General features: G+C 58.0%; 20 protein-coding genes and 3 tRNA genes. 6 read left to right on the top strand and 17 right to left on the bottom strand.

Annotated elements, in window-relative coordinates; all coding sequences use genetic code 11:
- Nucleotides 1-356: 356 nt before the first annotated feature.
- Nucleotides 357-956, bottom strand: coding sequence for an isoprenylcysteine carboxylmethyltransferase family protein (locus tag EPN93_04125; protein TAL38666.1), 600 nt, complete (start codon nt 954-956; stop codon nt 357-359).
- Nucleotides 957-1,011: 55 nt separating this feature from the next.
- Nucleotides 1,012-1,431, bottom strand: a complete 420-nt coding sequence (locus tag EPN93_04120) for a MarR family transcriptional regulator (GenBank protein ID TAL38665.1) — start codon at nt 1,429-1,431, stop codon at nt 1,012-1,014.
- Between the two features lie 471 nt (nt 1,432-1,902).
- Between EPN93_04120 and EPN93_04115 the strand changes: the two genes are divergently transcribed.
- The gene (locus EPN93_04115; GenBank protein TAL38664.1) at nt 1,903-3,195 is read left to right on the top strand and encodes an MFS transporter; all 1,293 of its coding nucleotides are present in this window, start codon (nt 1,903-1,905) and stop codon (nt 3,193-3,195) included.
- 117 nt (nt 3,196-3,312) lie between these two features.
- Here EPN93_04115 and EPN93_04110 read toward each other — a convergent pair whose 3' ends face one another.
- The 3 genes from EPN93_04110 to EPN93_04100 all read right to left on the bottom strand — a co-directional run bounded on the left by EPN93_04110 (nt 3,313) and on the right by EPN93_04100 (nt 5,110).
- On the bottom strand, nt 3,313-3,696 hold the full coding sequence (locus EPN93_04110; protein TAL38663.1) for a hypothetical protein: 384 nt from the start codon (nt 3,694-3,696) through the stop codon (nt 3,313-3,315).
- On the bottom strand, nt 3,693-4,046 hold the full coding sequence (locus tag EPN93_04105) for a DUF3795 domain-containing protein (protein TAL38662.1): 354 nt from the start codon (nt 4,044-4,046) through the stop codon (nt 3,693-3,695). Before EPN93_04105 ends, EPN93_04110 begins: the two co-directional genes overlap by 4 nt.
- Before the next feature lie 119 nt (nt 4,047-4,165).
- Nucleotides 4,166-5,110, bottom strand: a complete 945-nt coding sequence (locus tag EPN93_04100; GenBank protein TAL38661.1) for a YafY family transcriptional regulator — start codon at nt 5,108-5,110, stop codon at nt 4,166-4,168.
- Between the two features lie 254 nt (nt 5,111-5,364).
- Between EPN93_04100 and icd the strand changes: the two genes are divergently transcribed.
- The gene (gene icd / locus EPN93_04095) at nt 5,365-6,579 is read left to right on the top strand and encodes an isocitrate dehydrogenase (NADP(+)) (GenBank protein ID TAL38660.1); all 1,215 of its coding nucleotides are present in this window, start codon (nt 5,365-5,367) and stop codon (nt 6,577-6,579) included.
- 130 nt (nt 6,580-6,709) lie between these two features.
- On the opposite strand, the gene EPN93_04090 is transcribed toward icd, so the two are convergent.
- Nucleotides 6,710-7,105: a hypothetical protein gene (locus tag EPN93_04090; GenBank protein ID TAL38659.1), complete on the bottom strand. Its 396-nt coding sequence runs from the start codon at nt 7,103-7,105 to the stop codon at nt 6,710-6,712.
- Nucleotides 7,106-7,181: 76 nt separating this feature from the next.
- Here EPN93_04090 and EPN93_04085 point away from each other — a divergent pair, with 76 nt between their 5' ends.
- From EPN93_04085 to tsaB, 3 genes are read left to right on the top strand one after another with little or no spacing between them, the layout of a single operon-like run.
- Nucleotides 7,182-8,117: an RluA family pseudouridine synthase gene (locus EPN93_04085; protein TAL38658.1), complete on the top strand. Its 936-nt coding sequence runs from the start codon at nt 7,182-7,184 to the stop codon at nt 8,115-8,117.
- 57 nt (nt 8,118-8,174) lie between these two features.
- On the top strand, nt 8,175-8,561 hold the full coding sequence (tsaE, locus tag EPN93_04080; GenBank protein ID TAL38746.1) for a tRNA (adenosine(37)-N6)-threonylcarbamoyltransferase complex ATPase subunit type 1 TsaE: 387 nt from the start codon (nt 8,175-8,177) through the stop codon (nt 8,559-8,561).
- Complete coding sequence (gene tsaB, locus EPN93_04075; protein TAL38657.1) at nt 8,524-9,246, top strand: tRNA (adenosine(37)-N6)-threonylcarbamoyltransferase complex dimerization subunit type 1 TsaB; 723 nt, start codon at nt 8,524-8,526, stop codon at nt 9,244-9,246. Before tsaE ends, tsaB begins: the two co-directional genes overlap by 38 nt.
- Before the next feature lie 7 nt (nt 9,247-9,253).
- On the opposite strand, the gene EPN93_04070 is transcribed toward tsaB, so the two are convergent.
- Both EPN93_04070 and EPN93_04065 read right to left on the bottom strand, forming a co-directional pair.
- Nucleotides 9,254-10,423 carry a DUF1577 domain-containing protein gene (locus tag EPN93_04070; protein TAL38656.1) on the bottom strand — a complete coding sequence of 390 codons (1,170 nt, stop codon included), beginning with the start codon at nt 10,421-10,423 and terminating at the stop codon, nt 9,254-9,256.
- Between the two features lie 346 nt (nt 10,424-10,769).
- Nucleotides 10,770-10,967 (bottom strand): hypothetical protein, encoded by a 198-nt coding sequence (locus tag EPN93_04065; GenBank protein TAL38655.1) that lies wholly within the window; start codon nt 10,965-10,967, stop codon nt 10,770-10,772.
- 318 nt (nt 10,968-11,285) lie between these two features.
- On the opposite strand from EPN93_04065, the gene EPN93_04060 reads away from it, so the two are divergent.
- Nucleotides 11,286-12,653, top strand: coding sequence for a ribosome biogenesis GTPase Der (locus tag EPN93_04060; protein TAL38654.1), 1,368 nt, complete (start codon nt 11,286-11,288; stop codon nt 12,651-12,653).
- Between the two features lie 13 nt (nt 12,654-12,666).
- On the opposite strand, the gene recR is transcribed toward EPN93_04060, so the two are convergent.
- The 9 genes from recR to EPN93_04015 form a co-directional block, all read right to left on the bottom strand.
- Complete coding sequence (gene recR / locus EPN93_04055; protein ID TAL38745.1) at nt 12,667-13,257, bottom strand: recombination protein RecR; 591 nt, start codon at nt 13,255-13,257, stop codon at nt 12,667-12,669.
- Between the two features lie 16 nt (nt 13,258-13,273).
- On the bottom strand, nt 13,274-13,594 hold the full coding sequence (locus tag EPN93_04050) for a YbaB/EbfC family nucleoid-associated protein (protein ID TAL38653.1): 321 nt from the start codon (nt 13,592-13,594) through the stop codon (nt 13,274-13,276).
- On the bottom strand, nt 13,591-15,309 hold the full coding sequence (dnaX, locus tag EPN93_04045) for a DNA polymerase III subunit gamma/tau (GenBank protein TAL38652.1): 1,719 nt from the start codon (nt 15,307-15,309) through the stop codon (nt 13,591-13,593). Before dnaX ends, EPN93_04050 begins: the two co-directional genes overlap by 4 nt.
- 24 nt (nt 15,310-15,333) lie before the next feature.
- A tRNA-Ser gene (locus EPN93_04040) sits at nt 15,334-15,418 on the bottom strand.
- 226 nt (nt 15,419-15,644) lie between these two features.
- Nucleotides 15,645-15,730: transfer RNA gene (locus EPN93_04035), tRNA-Ser, on the bottom strand.
- A 52-nt stretch (nt 15,731-15,782) separates the two neighbouring features.
- Nucleotides 15,783-16,430: an adenylate kinase gene (locus tag EPN93_04030; GenBank protein ID TAL38651.1), complete on the bottom strand. Its 648-nt coding sequence runs from the start codon at nt 16,428-16,430 to the stop codon at nt 15,783-15,785.
- Between the two features lie 25 nt (nt 16,431-16,455).
- The gene (locus EPN93_04025; protein TAL38744.1) at nt 16,456-16,956 is read right to left on the bottom strand and encodes a nucleoside-diphosphate kinase; all 501 of its coding nucleotides are present in this window, start codon (nt 16,954-16,956) and stop codon (nt 16,456-16,458) included.
- 185 nt (nt 16,957-17,141) lie between these two features.
- The gene (locus tag EPN93_04020) at nt 17,142-17,321 is read right to left on the bottom strand and encodes a hypothetical protein (GenBank protein ID TAL38650.1); all 180 of its coding nucleotides are present in this window, start codon (nt 17,319-17,321) and stop codon (nt 17,142-17,144) included.
- A 728-nt stretch (nt 17,322-18,049) separates the two neighbouring features.
- Nucleotides 18,050-18,134 (bottom strand) — tRNA-Leu (locus tag EPN93_04015).
- Between the last annotated feature and the right edge of the window lie 140 nt (nt 18,135-18,274).

The following is an 18,274-nucleotide window of genomic DNA, read 5'->3' as shown; positions in this document are numbered from 1 at the left end:
ACACGCGTGCCGCGGAAAATCCGGGGGGCCGATTCGACCCTCACCCCTCGTCGGTACCGGGCCGCCCGGCACGCCCCCTCCTTCCCGCGGACTGACACGCCATAGATAGTATCGGCGCCCGAACCTCCGTAAAAAAGCCCTATATGCCTTTAATTGCCATCCATACCCGAATGCCGGCCGCCCCGTTCCTCCGTCCCGATCATTACCCATAACACAAAACCTGCCTCAGGAGGCCCCCTAAATCCCCCGGAGGGAAACTTCAGCAATTGAAGAGTGTGCATTCTCTGCCATTGACAAAGATGCCGTTGCCCCCCGCCGGGGGGGATATGGGGGGCGTTTGCTCACTTGCGAGCACGTCAGATATACCGCCGAACCGCGGCGCGGTAATCCGCATACGCCTTGCCGTAATATCCCTGTAAAAAGCGCTCCTCCTGGAGAATCTGCCAGTGCACGCCCGTCACCGTTATCGCCGCGGCAGCAAGAAAGAAGGGCGATCCATTGATGAGAAAGGTGCTGATAAACATGGCATCCATGAAGAGAAAAATCGGGTTGCGCGAAAGGGAAAACGCGCCACCGGTCACCAGGGCGCCCGGGCTCCCGATATCGATCCCCACCCGCCAGGAGCGGCCGAACGAAACGAGCGCCGCGACAAACAGCGCCAGGCCCCCCGATATCATCACCGCGCCCGCCGCCTGTGCGGGTATCCATACGAAGAGAGGCTCATGCAGCCATCCCGGCAGGATGCGCGGCAGGTGCAGCGCCTGGACCACGATCTGCGCCGACCATAATAAAAGTGCCGCCATGAAGACGCGCTCGAGCCATGCACGGGGACCTTTCTTTCCCACACCGAGCATAAAGACCTTCACGCCGCGCGACATGAGCATGAGGGTGCGGCCGACGAATACTGCATAGAATGCGACGAGCGACAAAATTTGAAACAGGTCGAAGAAATCCATGTTGATAACCCTCTCTAATTAGTTTAATCGAACTAACTAATTTCACAAAAAAAATTCACGTCCCTTGTATCACCTTGTTGAGAATTCGCACCATCTGCGCAAGGTCCTTCGCGTCCAGGTTTTTCGAGAGAAGATGTGCGATCCTCTCGTGTCCCTCGCGGTGAAGGCCCGAGAGCGTCTCGGCCTTGTCCGTAACATGCAGGTGGAACGACCTCCTGTCCTCGTCGGACTGGATGCGCTGCACGTAGCCCAGGCCTGCAAGCTTTTCGACCGCCGCCGTCACCGACGGTTTCGATAGTGCCAGCCTCCGGGCAAGCTCGCCGTACGTGGGATTCTTCATCTCACGGATGGTCTCCAGATAATACAGCTGGCGTGCCGTGAGACCGCTCGCCTCAAGCTCTTTCAGGAGATGCAGTTCCTGGTCGCCGATAAAGCGCGTCAGGACATCGATAAGTTCTACCAGGGTTAGCGACATAGTTATGTACAATTAGTTAGTTAATATAAACTAAATATACCACAGCGGGAATAACCGTCAAGGTAAATCAACAATCCCGTCAAAATTTCGCGATTTCCCGTATTGGAAAAAGAGGCCGGCCCCGGGAGAAACCGGCGGCCGCGTATTAGTCATAAAAGCAGTGGTACGCCACTTATCGTGTATCAGCAATTCAAAGATGGGCACTGCATTTTGCATATACGCATTGAAACATATTTGACATTTTTCGATTCGTGTTGCCAGATAACTCATTGGTCGAAGATCGTAACTACTCAGCTGTCTGTTAAATATATGCACATAAATAATAAGTGCGCGGAATACTCCCCCGCCGCCCCTGCGGCGGGGGAGTATTCAATACTTTTAATTACTTTTGGTTATGATTTCATACTAGCTGAGTAGTTTCCGAAAATCGGTCATTATCAGATCCACAAAAATAAAACCTGGAGGTTCCCGATGAGCGATGCACCCGGAAAGAAGGAGCTTAAAACGGGCGGATGGAGCGCGCGGTATGTTCTCATTATCTGTTCCCTTTTATACATGGTGAATTACATGGACAGGCAGGTCCTTTCGGCGGTCCTGCAGCCCATGAAGGTCGACCTGGGGTTGTCGGACACCCAGGCCGGTATGCTGCAAACGGTATTTCTTCTCAGCATCGCGCTGTTCTCGCTTCCGGTCGCCTATATGGTCGACCGCTGGAGCAGGCGCAAGGCGATCGCGATCATGGCGGTGATATGGAGCGGCTTTACGTATCTTACCGGTCTTGGCAGGAACTTCCTGGGCGTACTGCTTCCCCGCATGATGGTGGGGGTGGGCGAATCGGGCTTTTCCGCCGGCGGCACCGCGATGCTCACCGCGGTATACCCGCCCGAGTCGCGCGGCAAGTTGATGGGGATATTCAACCTCGTCATTCCCATCGGGGCGGCGCTTGGGCTCGTACTGGGCGGTTACCTTTCCAAGAACTTCGGGGGCTGGCGCACGCCCTTCCTGGTCTTCGCGATACCGGGCGTTATCCTGGGTATACTGGCCTTCTTCATGCGCGACTACAAGACCGTGGTCCATGTGGATGCGGCCGGCAAGAAGGCGGGCTTCCTGAAGTCGGCGCTTTCGCTCTTCAGGATTCCCACGCTCAAGTGGCTGTACCTGGGCTACGGGATACGCAACATCATGAACTTCTCGGTCCTCACCTGGATATCGGCCTACTTCATGCGCTCGCAGAATATTCCCGAGGACAAGGCCGGGATGCTGGGCGGCGTGATATTCATCATGGCTATCCTGGGAAGCGTGCTGGGCGGCGTGCTTTCCGACACCTGGCAGAAGAAGAACCGGCGGGCGCGCATGCTCCTTCCGGTAATAGGGGATATCCTGGCCGCGATCATCCTCATCATCGCACTCTACCTCGAGGCGAGGGGCGCGGGTTTCATCATCCTGTGCCTGTGGGGCGCCATGGTCATGGTGGGCGTACCCCCGCTCACGGCCGTGACTCAGGACGTGGTCGAGCCGGCCGTGAAGGGCCTCTCCTACGGGATGGCGGTGTTCTGCATGTACCTCTTCGGGGGCGGCTGGGGGCCGATAGTGACCGGTGTGATATCGGACGCCCTGGGCGGCGGCGCCGACGGACTTAAATACGCGCTCATCATTATCGCGCTCTCGGGCTTCGTCGCCGCGTTCATCGAGTGGCTGGGCTCGCGCAGCTACCCGGCCGACCTGGACAAGGTCAAGGGCCTGGTGCTCGAGCAAGAGAAATAGACGCGGCATCTCCCGGTACTACGGGGCCCGCATCACGGAGAGCGATGCGGGCCTTTTCATTCCCGCCGCCCGGCTATCCGCGCGCTTCCTTCATGAGCGCATCGAAGGCACGTACGTTTATCGGACCCCCTGCCGCCCCGCGAGGAGAAAGCCCATCCCGGTGCTGATTATGGGAATCGAAAGGTACACGATCCCGGTATACAGGAAATACTCGGCGACGGGCATCTTGAACGCGGCGACCAGCGTCGCCAGGTCAAGGACGATATTCACTGCCAGCCACGCGAGGCCCACGACGAGCCCCTCGCGCACGTGGTCCGCGTTCACGCCGCGGAAATAGCGGACAAGCAGCGTCACCCCCGTGAGCATGCCGGTGACGAGCATGATGTTCTTGAAGAGCGGCATCATCGTCTCGTGCAGGGGCGGATAGAGGGGAATGCTGAGCGCGAAGGGAATCAGCCAACTTATAAAGCCGTAAACCGCGATCGTTTTCACCCTGTTCATCGCGCACCCCCCGCCGCGCGGATCGATTCCAGTTTGTCCCTGGCCGCGGGCACCATGGCGAGAAACTCGTCCAGCTTCGTGCATGAATATTCGCCGCAGCCCGCGCAGTTGCCAACCTTCCTCTCCCTCCCACACGCGCGGATGCCGCACACGCTGCAATGGCCGAATATCCTGCCCTCCTCGTTGAGACATCCCTTGCAGTAGATGTCTTCCTTTTTAATTTCGACGTTAAACTGCTTCGACCACTCCGCCGCCGTGCGCGCGCGCAGGGCGTCATCGTCGTTCCGGGTGGCGACGAAGGCGGGGCATTCCGTGCACACGAGGCCGCAGTAGCTGATGATTGCATCCATATGATTCCTCCTTTAAGGTTTATGCTGAAACCCTATCACACAAACCCTGACAGCCGTATGTCAGGGTTTGCCGGGGGATGAAAAATATCTCAAAAAATCGCGCACCGTTCGCGGGGAAATCAATCGACGTCCTTTTCATAGATGGCGTGTATCTTTTCCGCCCGCGCGCGAACGAGGTCGCGGATCCTGCGCGGTTCGAGCACCTCGACGTCCTCGCCGAACGAAAGGAGGAACCCGTACACCCACTCGTCCTCGGGGTAACGCGTGCGCACGTCAAAGCCCCCGTCTTTCCGCCTGCGCACCTGGGCGGGCAGGAAATAGTCCTCCACCCTCACGCGGGCGCGGGGCTTGAAGCGGAGCACCAAGTCGAGCGGCGGTTTCGAGGTCCAGTTGTCGGTCCATTGCTCCGGCGAGTATTCCATGGGGCGCCGGGCGAACCGTTCCCCGGTGACCCTGAGCGATTTGATGCGGGAGATGCGAAACACCCTGAAATCGCCTCGCAGCCGGCAATAGCCAAAAAAGTACCACACGGTGCCCTTCAGCACCAGCGTCATGGGCTCCACCGCGCGCTTCGCCGTCGTCCCGCGGCCGTCCACATAGCTCATGCCGACCACCCGGCATTCCTCGATCGCGCGCAGTATCTCGTCCGCGCGCTTTTTCAAATGAGCGGGGTACATCCAGGGGGAGCTGTCGATGATAATGGTTTCTTCCCGCTTTTTAAGACGCGTGCGCTCGTCCGGGGGCAGGAGCGTCGTGAGCTTTTCGGCGGTGTCGCGCGCGCGCTTCCCCGCGACGCTCGCGCCCACGCCCTTGAGCGCGGTGACGATCGAAAATATCTCGTCGGGGGTGAGCACGTGGCGGTCGAACTTGAAGGATTCCATGATCCCGAACCCGCCGTTCTTCCCGGGATAGGCGACTATGGGAATGCCGGCAAGGTTTATGGCGTCGATATCGCGGTATATGGTGCGCACCGATACCTCGAAATAGCGCGCAAGCTCCTCGGCGCTCACGCGCTTCCGGTTGACGATGAGCATCACTATGGCGAAGAGCCTGTCGAGCTTCACCGGGCGCCTCCTGGCTTTCCGCCGATTCGCTTTCCGGCGGAGGATATCCTTCTACCAGCGACGCCCGCGTACCGCAAGAAAAAAGCGCGCTGCCCGCCGCGCAGGGTGTATCGGCGCCCGAAATTTCCGTATACTATTCACGGGGACGCGCATGGAGCCCGGGGGATCACCTTCACGGCAAAAAATGTTTGCATTATTCCGGCACATCACCCTCCATGCATTCACGAATAAATTCACAACAGGAAACCGCGAACATGAAACCCGAAAAGATACGTTACGAGGACGGAAAAATATCGGTCCCCGACAATCCTTACGTGCTCTTCATCGAGGGTGACGGCACCGGCCCCGACATCTGGCGCGCCACGAGGATCGCGCTGGACGCCGCGGTAGAAAAGGCATATGGCGGGACGAAAAAGATCGAATGGATGGAGGTGCTCGCGGGAGAGAAGGCGTTCAACGAAACCGGCCAGTGGCTCCCCGATGATACCGTCGCGAAGATCAGGGAATACAAGGTCGCGATCAAGGGCCCCCTTACGACGCCCGTGGGAGGCGGCATCCGCTCCATAAACGTCGCACTCCGGCAGATCCTTAAACTGTACGCGTGCGTGCGCCCCGTGCGCTACTTCGCGGGCGTGCCCAGCCCGGTTAAAAGGCCCGAGAGGGTCGATATGATCATCTACCGCGAAAATATGGAGGATCTCTACGCGGGCATCGAATGGAAAGAGGGGAGCGAATCGGCGCGAAAGGTGATCGACTTCCTCAACAATGAGCTGGGACAGCAGGTGCCGATAGACTCCGGCATCGGCATCAAGCCGATCAGCATCACGAACACGAAGAAGCTCATGCGCGCTGCCGTCAATTACGCATTACGGAACGGCCGGTCGAGCGTGACCCTCATGCACAAGGGCAACATCATGAAATTCACCGAGGGCTCCTTCAAGGACTGGGGCTACGAGCTCGCGCGCGAGGAATTTTCCGGCCAGACGATAACCGAGGACGAGCTCTGGGAAAAATACGACGGCAAGGTCCCCGCGGGGAAGATCGTCATCAAGGACCGCATCGCCGATTCCATGTTCCAGCAGGTGCTGCTCCGCCCGGAGGAGTACGACGTCATCGCGACGCCCAACCTGAACGGCGACTTTATCTCCGACGCACTCGCGGCGCAGGTCGGGGGGCTGGGCATGGCGCCGGGCGCGAATATCGGCGACAACGAGGCGGTCTTCGAGGCGACCCACGGCACCGCGCCCAAGTACGCGAACCAGGACAAGGTCAATCCCGGGAGCCTCATGCTTTCCGGAGAGCTCATGCTGCGCTTCATGGGATGGACCCAGGCCGCCGACGGGCTCGTGCGCGGCATCGAGCGCACCATCGCGCAGAAGCGCGTCACCTACGACCTCGAGCGCCTCATGGAGGGTGCGACGCTGCTCAAGTGCTCGGAATTCGGGAAGGCGGTTGCGGAGAATATTTGACGGCGCACCCCGTTGGCACGGAACGGCATTCCCGTTCGCGAATGCGCGGATTCGAATCCGCGCATTCGTACTTCCATCCCCACCTCCTTCTTACACGCCTTTGAATTCCGCTCGGAATGGGTACGCGCGTTCAGGCGTATGATCGTTTCACGTTGTCGTCGGTGAGGGCGAAGATGAATGCGAGCTCGGCCGCGGCCATAGAGAGGCGTAGCGTCATGAAGACGGTGTCCATCCCGGTAAACTCGCTCCCGTGGAAGACCAGGCTGTACGCGAAGGGGATCGAGTAGGCGCAGTGCATATCCATGAGCGCGAGCTGCACCACCCTGTGCAAGGGCTTCTTTAAGTAGAGCATGAACACGTGCACGGCGAGCAGGACGGAGAGCGCCCCTGCGATGGGAACGGCAAGGACCTTCCCGAACATAAACGCGAATGCGACCATGAGGTACATGATCTCGGCAAAATAGAGCACGGTGAAATACGGGATCACCCGGTCCAGCCGTAAAAAAATTTCCTGTTTCGTTGACATAACCATGGGTATATCGGATCATGACGATGTTACAGGGGCCGTCCCCCGCGAGTAAAGCACGATTTAATAATATTCCATGGCTATCGAACACTACGAAATAACCGTCCCCGAGGAGTATCACCTCGAGCGCGCCGATGTCTTCCTGGCGAGCGCGCTGGAGATTGACCTCTCGCGGAGCTACGTACAGAAGCTTATCAAGGGCGGTCACATCCTCGCGAACGGCGCCCCGTTCAAGGCGAACTACAAGATCAAAACCGGCGACATACTTCATATCGCCATACCCGAACCGGAAACGCTCGACGTGGTCCCGGAAAACCTGCCGCTTGATATCCTGTACCAGGACGAGTCTATCGCCGTCATCAATAAAGCCGCGGGCATGGTAGTGCACCCTTCCCCCGGAAACTGGAACCATACGCTCGTGAACGCGCTCCTGTTCCACCTTAAAGACCTCTCTTCAATCGGGGGTACCCTGAGACCGGGAATCGTGCACCGCCTGGACAAGGACACCGCGGGCATCATGGTCGTCGCGAAAAACGACGCGGCCCACCAGGCGCTCACTGCCGAATTCGCCGCGCGCGGCGTCGACAAACGGTATATCGCGGTGGTCGTCGGCAAGCCTAAAATCGCGCACGAGCTCATCGAGGAGCCGATCGCCCGGCACCCGGTATACCGTCACAAGATGACCGTACGGGAGGACGGACGAGAGGCCGTGACCGAGCTTTTCTGCACGAAGATATGGCACGCGGAGCAGGGGGTGTTTTCCCTCTTCGACGTGCGGCTGCACACGGGACGCACGCACCAGATTCGCGTGCACCTGTCTTCCCGGGGGCTTCCCATCGTGGGGGATCCCATCTATTCGAAAAAATGGGACCGGTACCGCGTACCATTCCTGCTGCTCGCCTCCGTGTTCCTGGAATTCACCCATCCCGTCAAGGGCGGCCGCATGAAATTCCAGATTGAACCCCCCGTGCACATAACTGAATTTATTCGAAAGCTCGAAAGGAACAACTGACAGGGGGATGCCGGCGCGGTGCGGAAAACCGTGGTGACACATTCGGAAGAGGAGACCATGAGGCTGGGCGAGGAGCTCGGCCGCGAGGCGCTCCCCGGCGCGGTGTACGCGCTCACGGGCGAGCTCGGGGCGGGAAAAACCGTTATCGCCAAGGGCATCGCCCGTGGGCTCATGATACCGGACGAGATCACGAGCCCCACCTTCACGCTTCTGGAAATCTACCGCGGCAGGCTTCCCCTTTACCACTTCGACCTCTACCGGATCGCGCGCGCGGACGAATTCGACGAGCTCGGCTTCGAGGAATACTGGTACGGTGACGGGGTTTCGATAATCGAGTGGGCCGATAATGCGGCGGGCCTCCTTCCAAATAGCGCAGTACGTGTCCTGAGCGAATACGCGGGGCCCCATGCGAGGAGAATTACAATTGAACACCCTGGTGATTGATACCTCGACCTCAATGGAGCTCATAGCCGCGCGCAAGGGGGAGCGAGTCTCCGACATGACCACGCCCGCGGAACGGTCCCACTCGGCGACGCTGTTCGACCTCGTGCGCAGGGCATTGGAGGCCGTCGGTCTGGATGTGCGCGAAATCGAGCTGATCGGCGTGGGAATCGGCCCCGGCTCGTTCACGGGAATCCGCATCTCGGTGAGCGCCGCGCGCACGCTCGCCCAGGTGCTCGGCGTCCCCCTGGTGGGGGTTCCCTCAGCGCTCCTGTACGCGGTCTCCTGCGGCGCGCAGGAAGGGCGGCACGTGCTGGTCGCCTTTGACGCGAAGAAGGACCGTGTTTTCGGGGCGCTCTACGAAGCCGCCGGTCCGGGCGGTATCCCGCGTACCCTCATGGAACCGGGAGATTACGAAATTGGACACCTCGCTTCCGGCGCCCGCCCTGACGCTCTGTGCCTTGGGGATGGGGCCCTGCGCTATCGCGAACATCTTACACACGCGCTTCCGGCGCATGTCATGATCGAATCATCGCGTCCCTCGGGTGCGGACGCGCTCGATCTCGTGGAGGCCCTCTACCGCGCGCGTCCGGACGAGTACCGCGGCTACGAACACGTACTTCCCCTGTATGCGCGCAGATCGGACGCGGAAATTATTCTCGAAAAGAAAAAAAGCGGGGGGGCGTGACCGGATGCTACTTGGAGCGCTGCTTCATCTCCTTGAGCAGCCGGTTCTTGTATTCAAGCTCCATGGGCTTGATCACGGAATAGAACCTCTTCATTTCGTCCTTGCGGGACGAGTTTCCCGCGAAGTCGACACCCACGAACAGGTTTGAGCTTTCATCGGTGAACATGTGGCGAATCTCCCCGTAGATGGTTATGGGGGCCTGGAGCTTGAAAACGATATCGAAGATGAAGCCCTTGGCGCGCGGGACATAGCGCTTCAGGTTTTCGTCCGTGAACATGAGCTTCGCTCCCCCAAGGCTCATATCAACGACCTGCTGGTGCTGGGGTATGAACAGGGTATTGGCGTCCCGGATCCGCTCTACCAGCTTGAATGAGAGATCCTTCACGAGGAGCACCTGGTCCATACCCATGCTCTCCTTCTTTGAAACGACCTCGAAATAGGCGAAGGGGAGCGAAGACCCCGATTCCGTTATGTAGAATATGGGGGAGATGATGATTGATTTGTATCCTTTTTCGATGTTTTTCTTCATGTACTGCGCAAAACCGTCCCCGAGCAGCCCGGCGCTGTCGAGAAAATCTTCGTTCGCCGGGTTATACGACTCCCTGTTCCCCACATCCTCGACGAACAGGGTCCTGCCGGTCTTCTTGATGCTGTCGTAAATCGGATCCCCCGCCTGGAAAACATCGATACGCACGATGTCGGAGAGCTTCGCGTTCTGGTTCTGGAACTGGTCTATCACGACCTTGATAGTGGTTGGAATCTTGAAGTCCGAAATCTCGATTGTGTGTTTTGATATCTTGAAATTGGTCGCCACCACCTTTTCGGCGGACATCTTGAAGCGCAGGTCGCGCCTGCCCACCATGGCCTTTTTCATCCCGGTAACGGCGCACAGGTAATAGCCCGGTCCCCGCTTTTCCTCGACCTTGAGGTCTATCTCGAAATACTTGTCCATGAGCCCGTAGAGGACGATAGTATCCTCCCCCTCGAAATCCGGGTCGGTAACGACGAGTATCGTGCCGTCTTCAAGGTACTCGTTTATCTTCGCCTCACGCTTTTCGAACGAGTACTTGATGAGCAGCTTCCTGTCATACTGGTTTTTCAGGAATTCGAGCACATCCTGGCGGGTTTTAATTTCCTCAAAGGTTCGCTGTTTTCTCTGTTTGTAGGTATTCACTATCGTCCCCTGACAGCGCCGAAATGGACTTTATCTGATCTAAATAAATGAAAATTAATATAACTACAAGACATATAACGGCAGTTTTTCCTTATAATTATCGAAATATTCGCCCTGTTCCTGTAGAATTTTAACCTCAAGGGGGTTTTTACGCTAAAGTGAGCCCCCCGCGCTCGATATGGACGGATTTTATACCCAATGCTCATTAATCGTGACCTTGAATGGCTTGAAACTCGGTTACCCCTTCCAAGGCATCCTACCCCGCGGCATGAGCGGCTTCCGGGAAATTAATAAAAAAGAGGAGGTTTTTTATCCCCCCTCTTTTTGCGTCCTTGACCGTAAACTGGAGCTAGGCTTTCTTGGCGGCCTTTTTCGCGGGCTTCTTCGCCTTTTTTGCGGCGGCTTCGGCTTTCTTCGCGTCGGCAAGCGCTTTCTTCAGCGCCGGAGCGCCGGCCTTTTCCTTCTTGAGATCGCCGGCGAGCTTCTTCACCTTGGCGTCCTTTCTCTTTAAGTCGGCCTGAAGCGATTTAACGGATTTCCCTTTCATCGAGTACACCACCCTTGTTTAATTTTTCGGCCCCTCCCGGAGGCCCGACGCGATCCGTCCGCTTTGTCAATTTATGAACTGAATCCCGATACCATGAACCGCATCGAGCGATACTATGTGACATAATATTTTTTTTGCAAGAAAAAAATATCTTTTGACAAAAAAAAATTAAAAATATTCTTGGCTCACGGAACCGGAAAAAGGTGGTTTTTGTCTCGCGGCGCGCCCCTAGAAATAAATTTCCAAGATAAAATCAGCCGCGCCGCTCGCCCGGGCGCTATTCCTCAATTATGCTTGATATTGACGGCGCGATGCCCGATGGTGCGTTCAGTGCGCAACAATGGAGGCCTCATGGCAAAAAATTTACCCGTGGTAACGATAGTGGGCAGGCAAAACGTGGGGAAATCCACGCTTTTCAACGCGCTCATCCAGCAGAAAAAGGCGATCGTCGATCCCATGCCGGGGCTCACGCGCGACATTCTTTCGTGCGCGGTCACGCATGACGAGGCGGCCTTCATGCTCTGCGATACGCCCGGCCTCGATATCCGCGATCCCTCGCAGCTTTCGCAGACCATACTTGAAAACACGAAGGCCTTTCTTGGCACTTCGAGCGTGATCATCCTTCTGTTCGAGAATCCCGCGCCCAGCTCGTTCGATTACGAGCTTTCGGACATAGTGCGGAAGCTCTCGCTCCCCACGATCGTGGCGGTAAACAAGATGGACAGCGCCGAGGAATATGAAAACCTCTCAAATTTTTACGAGATGGGATTCTCGGAGGTCCTTCCGCTGGCGGCGCAATCGCGGACGAACATGGGCCTCCTGCTCGACGCGATCGTGCGCGAGCTCCCCGTCCGCCGGCAGGCGGCGGCCGAGAGCGACATGAGGATCGCGATCGTGGGAAGGCCCAATTGCGGGAAGTCGACGCTGCTGAATTCCCTCACCGGCTTCACCCGTTCCGTGGTGTCGGACGTGCCCGGAACGACGCGCGATTCGGTGGACGAGGAGCTCACGTTCCAGGGAAGACGGCTCACGGTCATCGACACCGCGGGAATCCGGAGAAAAAGCAAGATCACCGAAAACGTGGATTTCTATTCGGTGACGCGCACCAGGGATTCGATCAGGCGCGCCGACGTGGTCGTCCATCTTATCGACGCCCAGGCGGGCCTCACCGAAACGGACAAGAAGATCTCGGACGAGATTCTTACGGCGCACAAGCCCCTGATCATCGCGATAAACAAGTGGGACGCGATAGAGAAAGATACGAAGACCTTCCAGGCATTCAAGGAAAAGCTCGTATTTCAGTTCTACCGGGCGGGCGACTTTCCCATCATTTCCATCTCCGCGAAGGAGAAGCAGCGCATCCACAAGCTGCTCGAGCTGGCCATGGATCTCAACGATCGCGCGAACACGCGCATCGACACCCCCCGGCTCAACAAGATCATGGAGGGGATACAGCGCTCGCGGCGGCTCCCCCTGCTTGGCGACACGCTGAAGATATACTATATCACCCAGACCGAAAGCAGGCCCCCGAAGTTCAAGCTGTTCGTGAACCGGCCGGAGCTTTTCAGAAAGGACGTCGTGCGGTTTCTCGAAAAGGAGCTTCAGAATCAGCTGGGGGCGACGGGGATTCCCATGGTGCTCATCATCGAGGGAAAGAAGAGGGACAACGCGCGCCGGGGGCGCTGATACAGCAGGTTTCCTAAAGGTCCACCCTTCCCGCTATCGAACGCGCGATGGTGACGCTGTCGGCGAATTCCAGGTCGGCGCCGGCGGGAAGACCGTGCGCGATCCGCATGACCCGCACGCTCAGGGGCTTGATGAGCCCCGCCAGGTAGAGGCTTGTCGCGTCCCCCTCGACCGTGGGGTTCGTGGCGACGATAATCTCGCGCACCCCTTCCCGGGGGACGCGCTCCAGCAGGCTCGTTATGTTAAGGTCGTCCGGACCGATCCCGTCCAGCGGCGCGATCACCCCTCCCAGCACGTGGTAGGTCCCCTTGAATTCCCCGGTCTTTTCCACCGTGAGCACGTCATTGGCTTCTTCCACCACGCAGATAATCGCATGGTCCCGCGCGGGATCCGTGCAGATCGCGCAATACTCGGCCTCGGCTATCCCGCCGCAGCGGGCGCAGCGGGTGATGCTTGATTTCACGGTGACGAGCGCCCGTGAGAGCCTCTCCACGTCCTCCCGGCCGGCCTTCAGGATATGGAACGCGAGCCTGGAGGCGCTTTTAGGCCCTACCCCCGGCAGGCGGGAAAGCTCGCGGATGAGCGCTTCAAGGCTTGCGGGCATACTCACGGATACACACCTACTTCAAGAAATTTCCAAGCCCGGGGATATTCAACCCCCCGGTGAGTTTCTGCATCTCCTGGGCGGCGACTTCCTTGGTCCTGTCGACGGCGGCGTTCACCGCCTGTATCACCATCTTTTCGAGCTTCTTCGCGTCGCCCGCCTTTAACAGCGCATCGGCGACCTGAATGTCGGTGACCCTGTATTCCCCGTTCACCCTCGCCTTGACCGACCCGTCGGCGCTTGCGCCCTCGCATTCGGTCTTCTGGAGTTTTTTCTGGATGTTCTTGAATTCCTTCTGCAATTTCATTATCTGTCCGATATCGCCAAGTCCCATCATTCGTCTCCTTTTTCCAGTATCTTGCCGCTGAACGCGTCCCTGACTTTTTCCACGACGGGATTCGTCATCTTGATCTCATCCGTCTCGGGGTTCATGATCATCTCCGCCTCCGGCGGAGGCGGGGCCTCCTCGATTGCGGGCTCTTCCTCGCGCACACGCGGCCCCGAGGTTACGAACAGGCCCGCTTCGAAGCCGGTGCGCTTTAACAATTCTTCCTTAATGAAATCCTGCGCGGCCCTGTCGAGCACCCTGCTGTTGTATTCGTGACCACCGCCCTCGGGGAATATTATCGCGAGCGTCCTGTCGCGAAGCTCGACGCGGGCCTCCTTGAGATTGAAATGGAGGAAGGAGCGCGTGGTCTCGATCTCCTTGATGAGATCGCGCCATGCCGCGCGCATCTGCGCGTCCGAGGGAACGCCCTGGGGTGCCGCCTTCGCATTGGACTGTTTTTTAGGGAGAAGCTTTTCATCGGTCCTGGGGGCCCTGGCCTCCGCCGGGCGCGCGGGCTTCGCAGGGGCGGACTTTTCCGCCGCCGGGTTCGCCGGGGCGGATTTCGCGTCCCCGGCCGATGGCCGTATCGGACCCCCCTCGTCGAGCATTTTAAGAAGCGCGGCGATGGAGGGGGCGTTCTTGAGGGCGATCATGTCCAGCAGCGCCATTTCAAGGTTTATCCTTTCGTTCGCGGAGGTGCGCAGGTCGGCCAGGAGATCGCTCCCGATCCTGAAAATTCCCGAGAGCTCCTCGTCGACGAAGCGCCCGGCAAGCGCCGTTATCGCCGCCGTCTCCTCGGCCGAATAGCCTAAAAGCTCCTGCACCGCAATGCCGTTCTTCACGAGCCGGAGCGCGCGTATCGCGTCCACGAGCCCGGCGGCGTAGCGCGCGATGTCCACGCCCAGCTCGATCACGCGGTCCACCTCCATGACCGCCTCCCGGCGGCCGCCCGCGGACATGGTTTCCAGGAGGAGCAGGTAGCTTCCCAGCGGCACCACCCCCAGGATCGCGAGGGCGTCCTCCTCCCCGACCTCGCCCTCGGCGAAGGAGAGCATCTGGTCCAGGAGCGACTGCGCGTCGCGCATGGAGCCGTCGGCGGCGCGGGCCACGGGATAAAGGGCTTTCGGGTCGATCGAGAAGCCCTCGGCCTTCACGATGGAGGCGAGATGGGCGACGATGGCGTCGATCGATATCTTCTTGAAAAAGAATTTCTGGCAGCGCGAGAGTATGGTCTCGGGGATGCGGTGGAACTCGGTAGTGGCAAAGACGAAGACGATATGCGCGGGCGGCTCCTCGAGCGTTTTCAGGAGGGCGTTAAAGGCCTCCCGCGAAAGCATGTGCACCTCGTCGATGATGTAGACCTTGTAGCGGCACTTCGCGGGCGCGAAATTGACGTTCTCACGCAGCTCGCGGATATGATCGACCCCGCTGTTGGACGCCCCGTCGATCTCGATGACGTCGAACGAATTCCCCGCGCGAATCTCGGTGCAGTGCTCGCAGACGCCGCAGGGGCTCTCGGTGGGACCGTTCACGCAATTGAGCGCGCGCGCGAGGATGCGGGCCATGGTGGTCTTCCCCACCCCGCGCGGTCCCGAAAACAGGAATGCGTGCGAGATGCGCCCCTTCTTTATGCCGTTTTTTATTGTGCGGGAAACATGATCCTGGAAGATGACGCCGTCAAACTCCTGGGGGCGCCATTTCCGGGCTATTACCTGATATGACATCGTGTTTCGTTTTTTTGTAGGATGCGGAGAAGGAGGGATTCGAACCCTCGGTAGCTTGCGCTACACACGGTTTCCAACCGTGCTCCTTCGGCCACTCAGACACTTCTCCGGGTTTTTTCAAGTCCTGTGCCGCGGCACCCTGACTTCGTAATTCAGGGGTGCATGTTTGTCAATAGTAAATTTTAAGCTGCGTGCCGGAACAAGCAAGGTGTGTAAGAATTGGAGATAAGGAGATGGTTAAAGGCGATGGAAGAGATAAAGTCCGAGGATAGAATCTCTTCTATCCCCACATCTCCTATTCTTACACGTCTTTAAGCGGCGGGGATTTGATTCTGCGGAGAGGGAGGGATTCGAACCCTCGGAGGGCAAAGCCCTCAACGGTTTTCGAGACCGCCCCGTTCGGCCACTCTGGCACCTCTCCGGACGACTATCATTTCGTGCATTTGTGAACCACATGCACGTATGAGTCAAGGCTATTTCTTCAAACGCGCGTCGATCGCCGAAAAGCATTCCTTCGCGTCGAGGCAGGGCACGGAGAAGAATTCCGGGTCCTTCGCGTAATACTCGATGAGCGGCGCCGTCTTTTCGCGGTACGTCGCCAGGCGCGCCTGTATGACGGGCTCGGTCTCGTCGTCGCGCTGAATGACGGGGCTGCCGCACACGTCACATTTCCCCTCCACCCGGGGGGGCTTCGTATAGATATTGAATATCGCCTGGCAGTTGGTGTTCGAGCAGGTGCGCCTGCTCGTGAGCCTTTTCAGGAGCACGTCCTCGGGCGCCTCGAGGTTCACCACAGCGTCCAGCTTCAGGCCCATCCCGGCAAGCAGCGCCTTGAGCGCATCGGCCTGTGCGCGCGTGCGCGGAAACCCGTCCAGGATGAAGCCCTTCGCGCAATCGGGCTCTTTCAAGCGCTCCCGGATGCAATCCATAATGACTTCGTCCGGAACGAGCGCGCCGGCATTCATGTATTCGGCCGCCTGCTTCCCCACCGCCGAGGCCTTTTTCACCTCGTTGCGGAGGATGTCGCCGGTGGATACCTGGACGATGCCGTATTTCCCGACCAGGAGCGAGGAGATGGTCCCCTTCCCCGCGCCCGGCGCTCCGAGCAGTATAACTCTCATGGCGTTACCCCGCGTTCCCGTGCGCTCAGGCCCACACGGTTGTTTTGACTTCCTTGAGCACGGTCTCTTTGACCGGGTAGATATCCTCGACCAGCTCGTAGGGCTGAAACCAGAGCTTGATTTCCTTCTCGGCGTCCTCGGGGCTTGAGGATGCGTGCACGACGTTCTCGAACACGCCCGAGGTGGTGATGCGCCCGTAGGCGCCGCGGATGCTCACGGGGTTGGCCTTCTCGGGATCGGTGTGGCCCACGATATCGCGTATGCGCTGGATCGCGTTCTCACCCTGGTAGACGAAGGCGACGACCCGGTTGGATCCGTGGAGCTTGCCCATGATGTAGTCGATGAGCTCTTCGAAGAAGGGTTTGTCTTTTAAATGCTCGTAATGCGTCACCGCGAGGTCCCTGCTCACGTGGACCGCCTTCGCGCCCACGATAATGAGCTTCGCCTCGGCGAGCCTCGAGAGGATGTTGCCCGTGAGGGACTTCACGAGTCCGTCGGGCTTGATGATGATGAGCGTCTGCTCCATTGCCATGTGTGGTACCCCGGGATTGACCTATCGGCGCCAGCCCCCCTGCCGTGATCCTTGCGTATTCGGGGAAGCGGGTCCAGTGCCGACGGATATTTTGCGTGTTCTTAAAATGAAAACGCCGGCGAAGAGATCAACCGGCAGTCGTTAAGGACGGTGTCAGGATGCTGAACGCGCGGAATTTATCAAGAATTTTTTATCGCGGTTACGGCGCTGTTCCAGTCGCACCGCGAACACTTGAGGTCCCTGTACTTGTAGAATTCCCCCTGCACGGTGCGTACCACCGCGGCCATCACGAGCGCTTCGCAGCGCGGGCAGTGTTTCGCGATGATCTCGTAATCGCTCTGCATATTGTAATTGATCATCGATTCCTCCTTGGGCGAAAATACTTCCCTCATCTCCCTTATCGAGCGTTTCGCTCCAGGGCATGAGGAAAATCTAAATTTCCAACTTTTCCGGGACGGCATCCCCCGCTCAATAACTGCCGCGGCGATTCCTTCTCCCGGCGATAACTATTAATACTTTGGCATTATAGTGAGCAAGCACTCACTCATATTATTTATGTCCCATAATTTGTCAATAAAAAAATAGTAAACAAATTGTCACATCAATATAGCAAATAAAACTCAATGTCAACAATATAACGTTATCGATTTATTAAAAAGATGTAAATATTTCAAATGCCGGCCTTGGCCGGCCCTTCCCAGTTATGCAGGGAGCCCTGCGGGGGCTCCTGTAAGGGGCTCCGCCCCTTACGACCCCATTTTCAGCATGTAGTAAAGAAATAACTATTTTAGGCGTGGGCCGTGGGTCCAACCTAATCAGGTTACGCGCGGGACCCTCTGGAGTTTCTGTCAGGGGCTTCGTCCCTTACGATTTGAGTATTTACGAAGTAACTATTTTCGGCGTGGGCCGTGCTTCCAGTCTATTCAGGTTACGCACGGGTCCAGATGAGTTTCCGTCAAGGGCTTCGCCCCTTTCGACCCCGTTTTCAGCATGCGCGGGAGAAGTTTAATCCGACGTGTGTATGAACCAGCCGGGGAAAATAAAAAAAGAAGGCGCGGACTGGTTGTCCGCGCCTTCTTTTTATGTGTGCCCAGGAAGGGATTTGAACCCTTACAGGATATTCTCCCACATGCCCCTCAAACATGCGTGTCTACCAATTCCACCACCTGGGCGGGCATGTTAAAAACAAATGCGGCGGTCCTGTTGACCCCGCACGCGAACTTGATATACGACCAGCATATGCTGTCAACCAGAAAAATGAAATTTCTTATGGACACGCCCCGCGCGCCCCGCTAGGCTTGCCGGCGAGTCA

The organism is Spirochaetota bacterium, assembly GCA_004297825.1.
Taxonomy (GTDB): Bacteria; Spirochaetota; UBA4802; order UBA4802; family UBA5368; genus FW300-bin19.
This window is presented reverse-complemented; position numbering and strand designations above follow the sequence as displayed.

What these genes read in the sequence shown, in the direction of transcription:
- EPN93_04025 (TAL38744.1), bottom strand. Translation starts at nt 16,956, where the DNA reads ATGGAGCAGACGCTCATCATCATCAAGCCCGACGGACTCGTGAAGTCC.
- EPN93_04020 (TAL38650.1), bottom strand. Translation starts at nt 17,321, where the DNA reads ATGATCAATTACAATATGCAGAGCGATTACGAGATCATCGCGAAACAC.
- EPN93_04115 (TAL38664.1), top strand. Translation starts at nt 1,903, where the DNA reads ATGAGCGATGCACCCGGAAAGAAGGAGCTTAAAACGGGCGGATGGAGC.
- EPN93_04105 (TAL38662.1), bottom strand. Translation starts at nt 4,046, where the DNA reads ATGGATGCAATCATCAGCTACTGCGGCCTCGTGTGCACGGAATGCCCC.
- EPN93_04050 (TAL38653.1), bottom strand. Translation starts at nt 13,594, where the DNA reads ATGATGGGACTTGGCGATATCGGACAGATAATGAAATTGCAGAAGGAA.
- icd (TAL38660.1), top strand. Translation starts at nt 5,365, where the DNA reads ATGAAACCCGAAAAGATACGTTACGAGGACGGAAAAATATCGGTCCCC.
- EPN93_04110 (TAL38663.1), bottom strand. Translation starts at nt 3,696, where the DNA reads ATGAACAGGGTGAAAACGATCGCGGTTTACGGCTTTATAAGTTGGCTG.
- EPN93_04090 (TAL38659.1), bottom strand. Translation starts at nt 7,105, where the DNA reads ATGTCAACGAAACAGGAAATTTTTTTACGGCTGGACCGGGTGATCCCG.
- EPN93_04060 (TAL38654.1), top strand. Translation starts at nt 11,286, where the DNA reads ATGGTGCGTTCAGTGCGCAACAATGGAGGCCTCATGGCAAAAAATTTA.
- EPN93_04030 (TAL38651.1), bottom strand. Translation starts at nt 16,430, where the DNA reads ATGAGAGTTATACTGCTCGGAGCGCCGGGCGCGGGGAAGGGGACCATC.
- recR (TAL38745.1), bottom strand. Translation starts at nt 13,257, where the DNA reads ATGCCCGCAAGCCTTGAAGCGCTCATCCGCGAGCTTTCCCGCCTGCCG.
- EPN93_04125 (TAL38666.1), bottom strand. Translation starts at nt 956, where the DNA reads ATGGATTTCTTCGACCTGTTTCAAATTTTGTCGCTCGTCGCATTCTAT.
- EPN93_04065 (TAL38655.1), bottom strand. Translation starts at nt 10,967, where the DNA reads ATGAAAGGGAAATCCGTTAAATCGCTTCAGGCCGACTTAAAGAGAAAG.
- dnaX (TAL38652.1), bottom strand. Translation starts at nt 15,309, where the DNA reads ATGTCATATCAGGTAATAGCCCGGAAATGGCGCCCCCAGGAGTTTGAC.
- EPN93_04120 (TAL38665.1), bottom strand. Translation starts at nt 1,431, where the DNA reads ATGTCGCTAACCCTGGTAGAACTTATCGATGTCCTGACGCGCTTTATC.
- tsaE (TAL38746.1), top strand. Translation starts at nt 8,175, where the DNA reads ATGAGGCTGGGCGAGGAGCTCGGCCGCGAGGCGCTCCCCGGCGCGGTG.
- tsaB (TAL38657.1), top strand. Translation starts at nt 8,524, where the DNA reads ATGCGAGGAGAATTACAATTGAACACCCTGGTGATTGATACCTCGACC.
- EPN93_04085 (TAL38658.1), top strand. Translation starts at nt 7,182, where the DNA reads ATGGCTATCGAACACTACGAAATAACCGTCCCCGAGGAGTATCACCTC.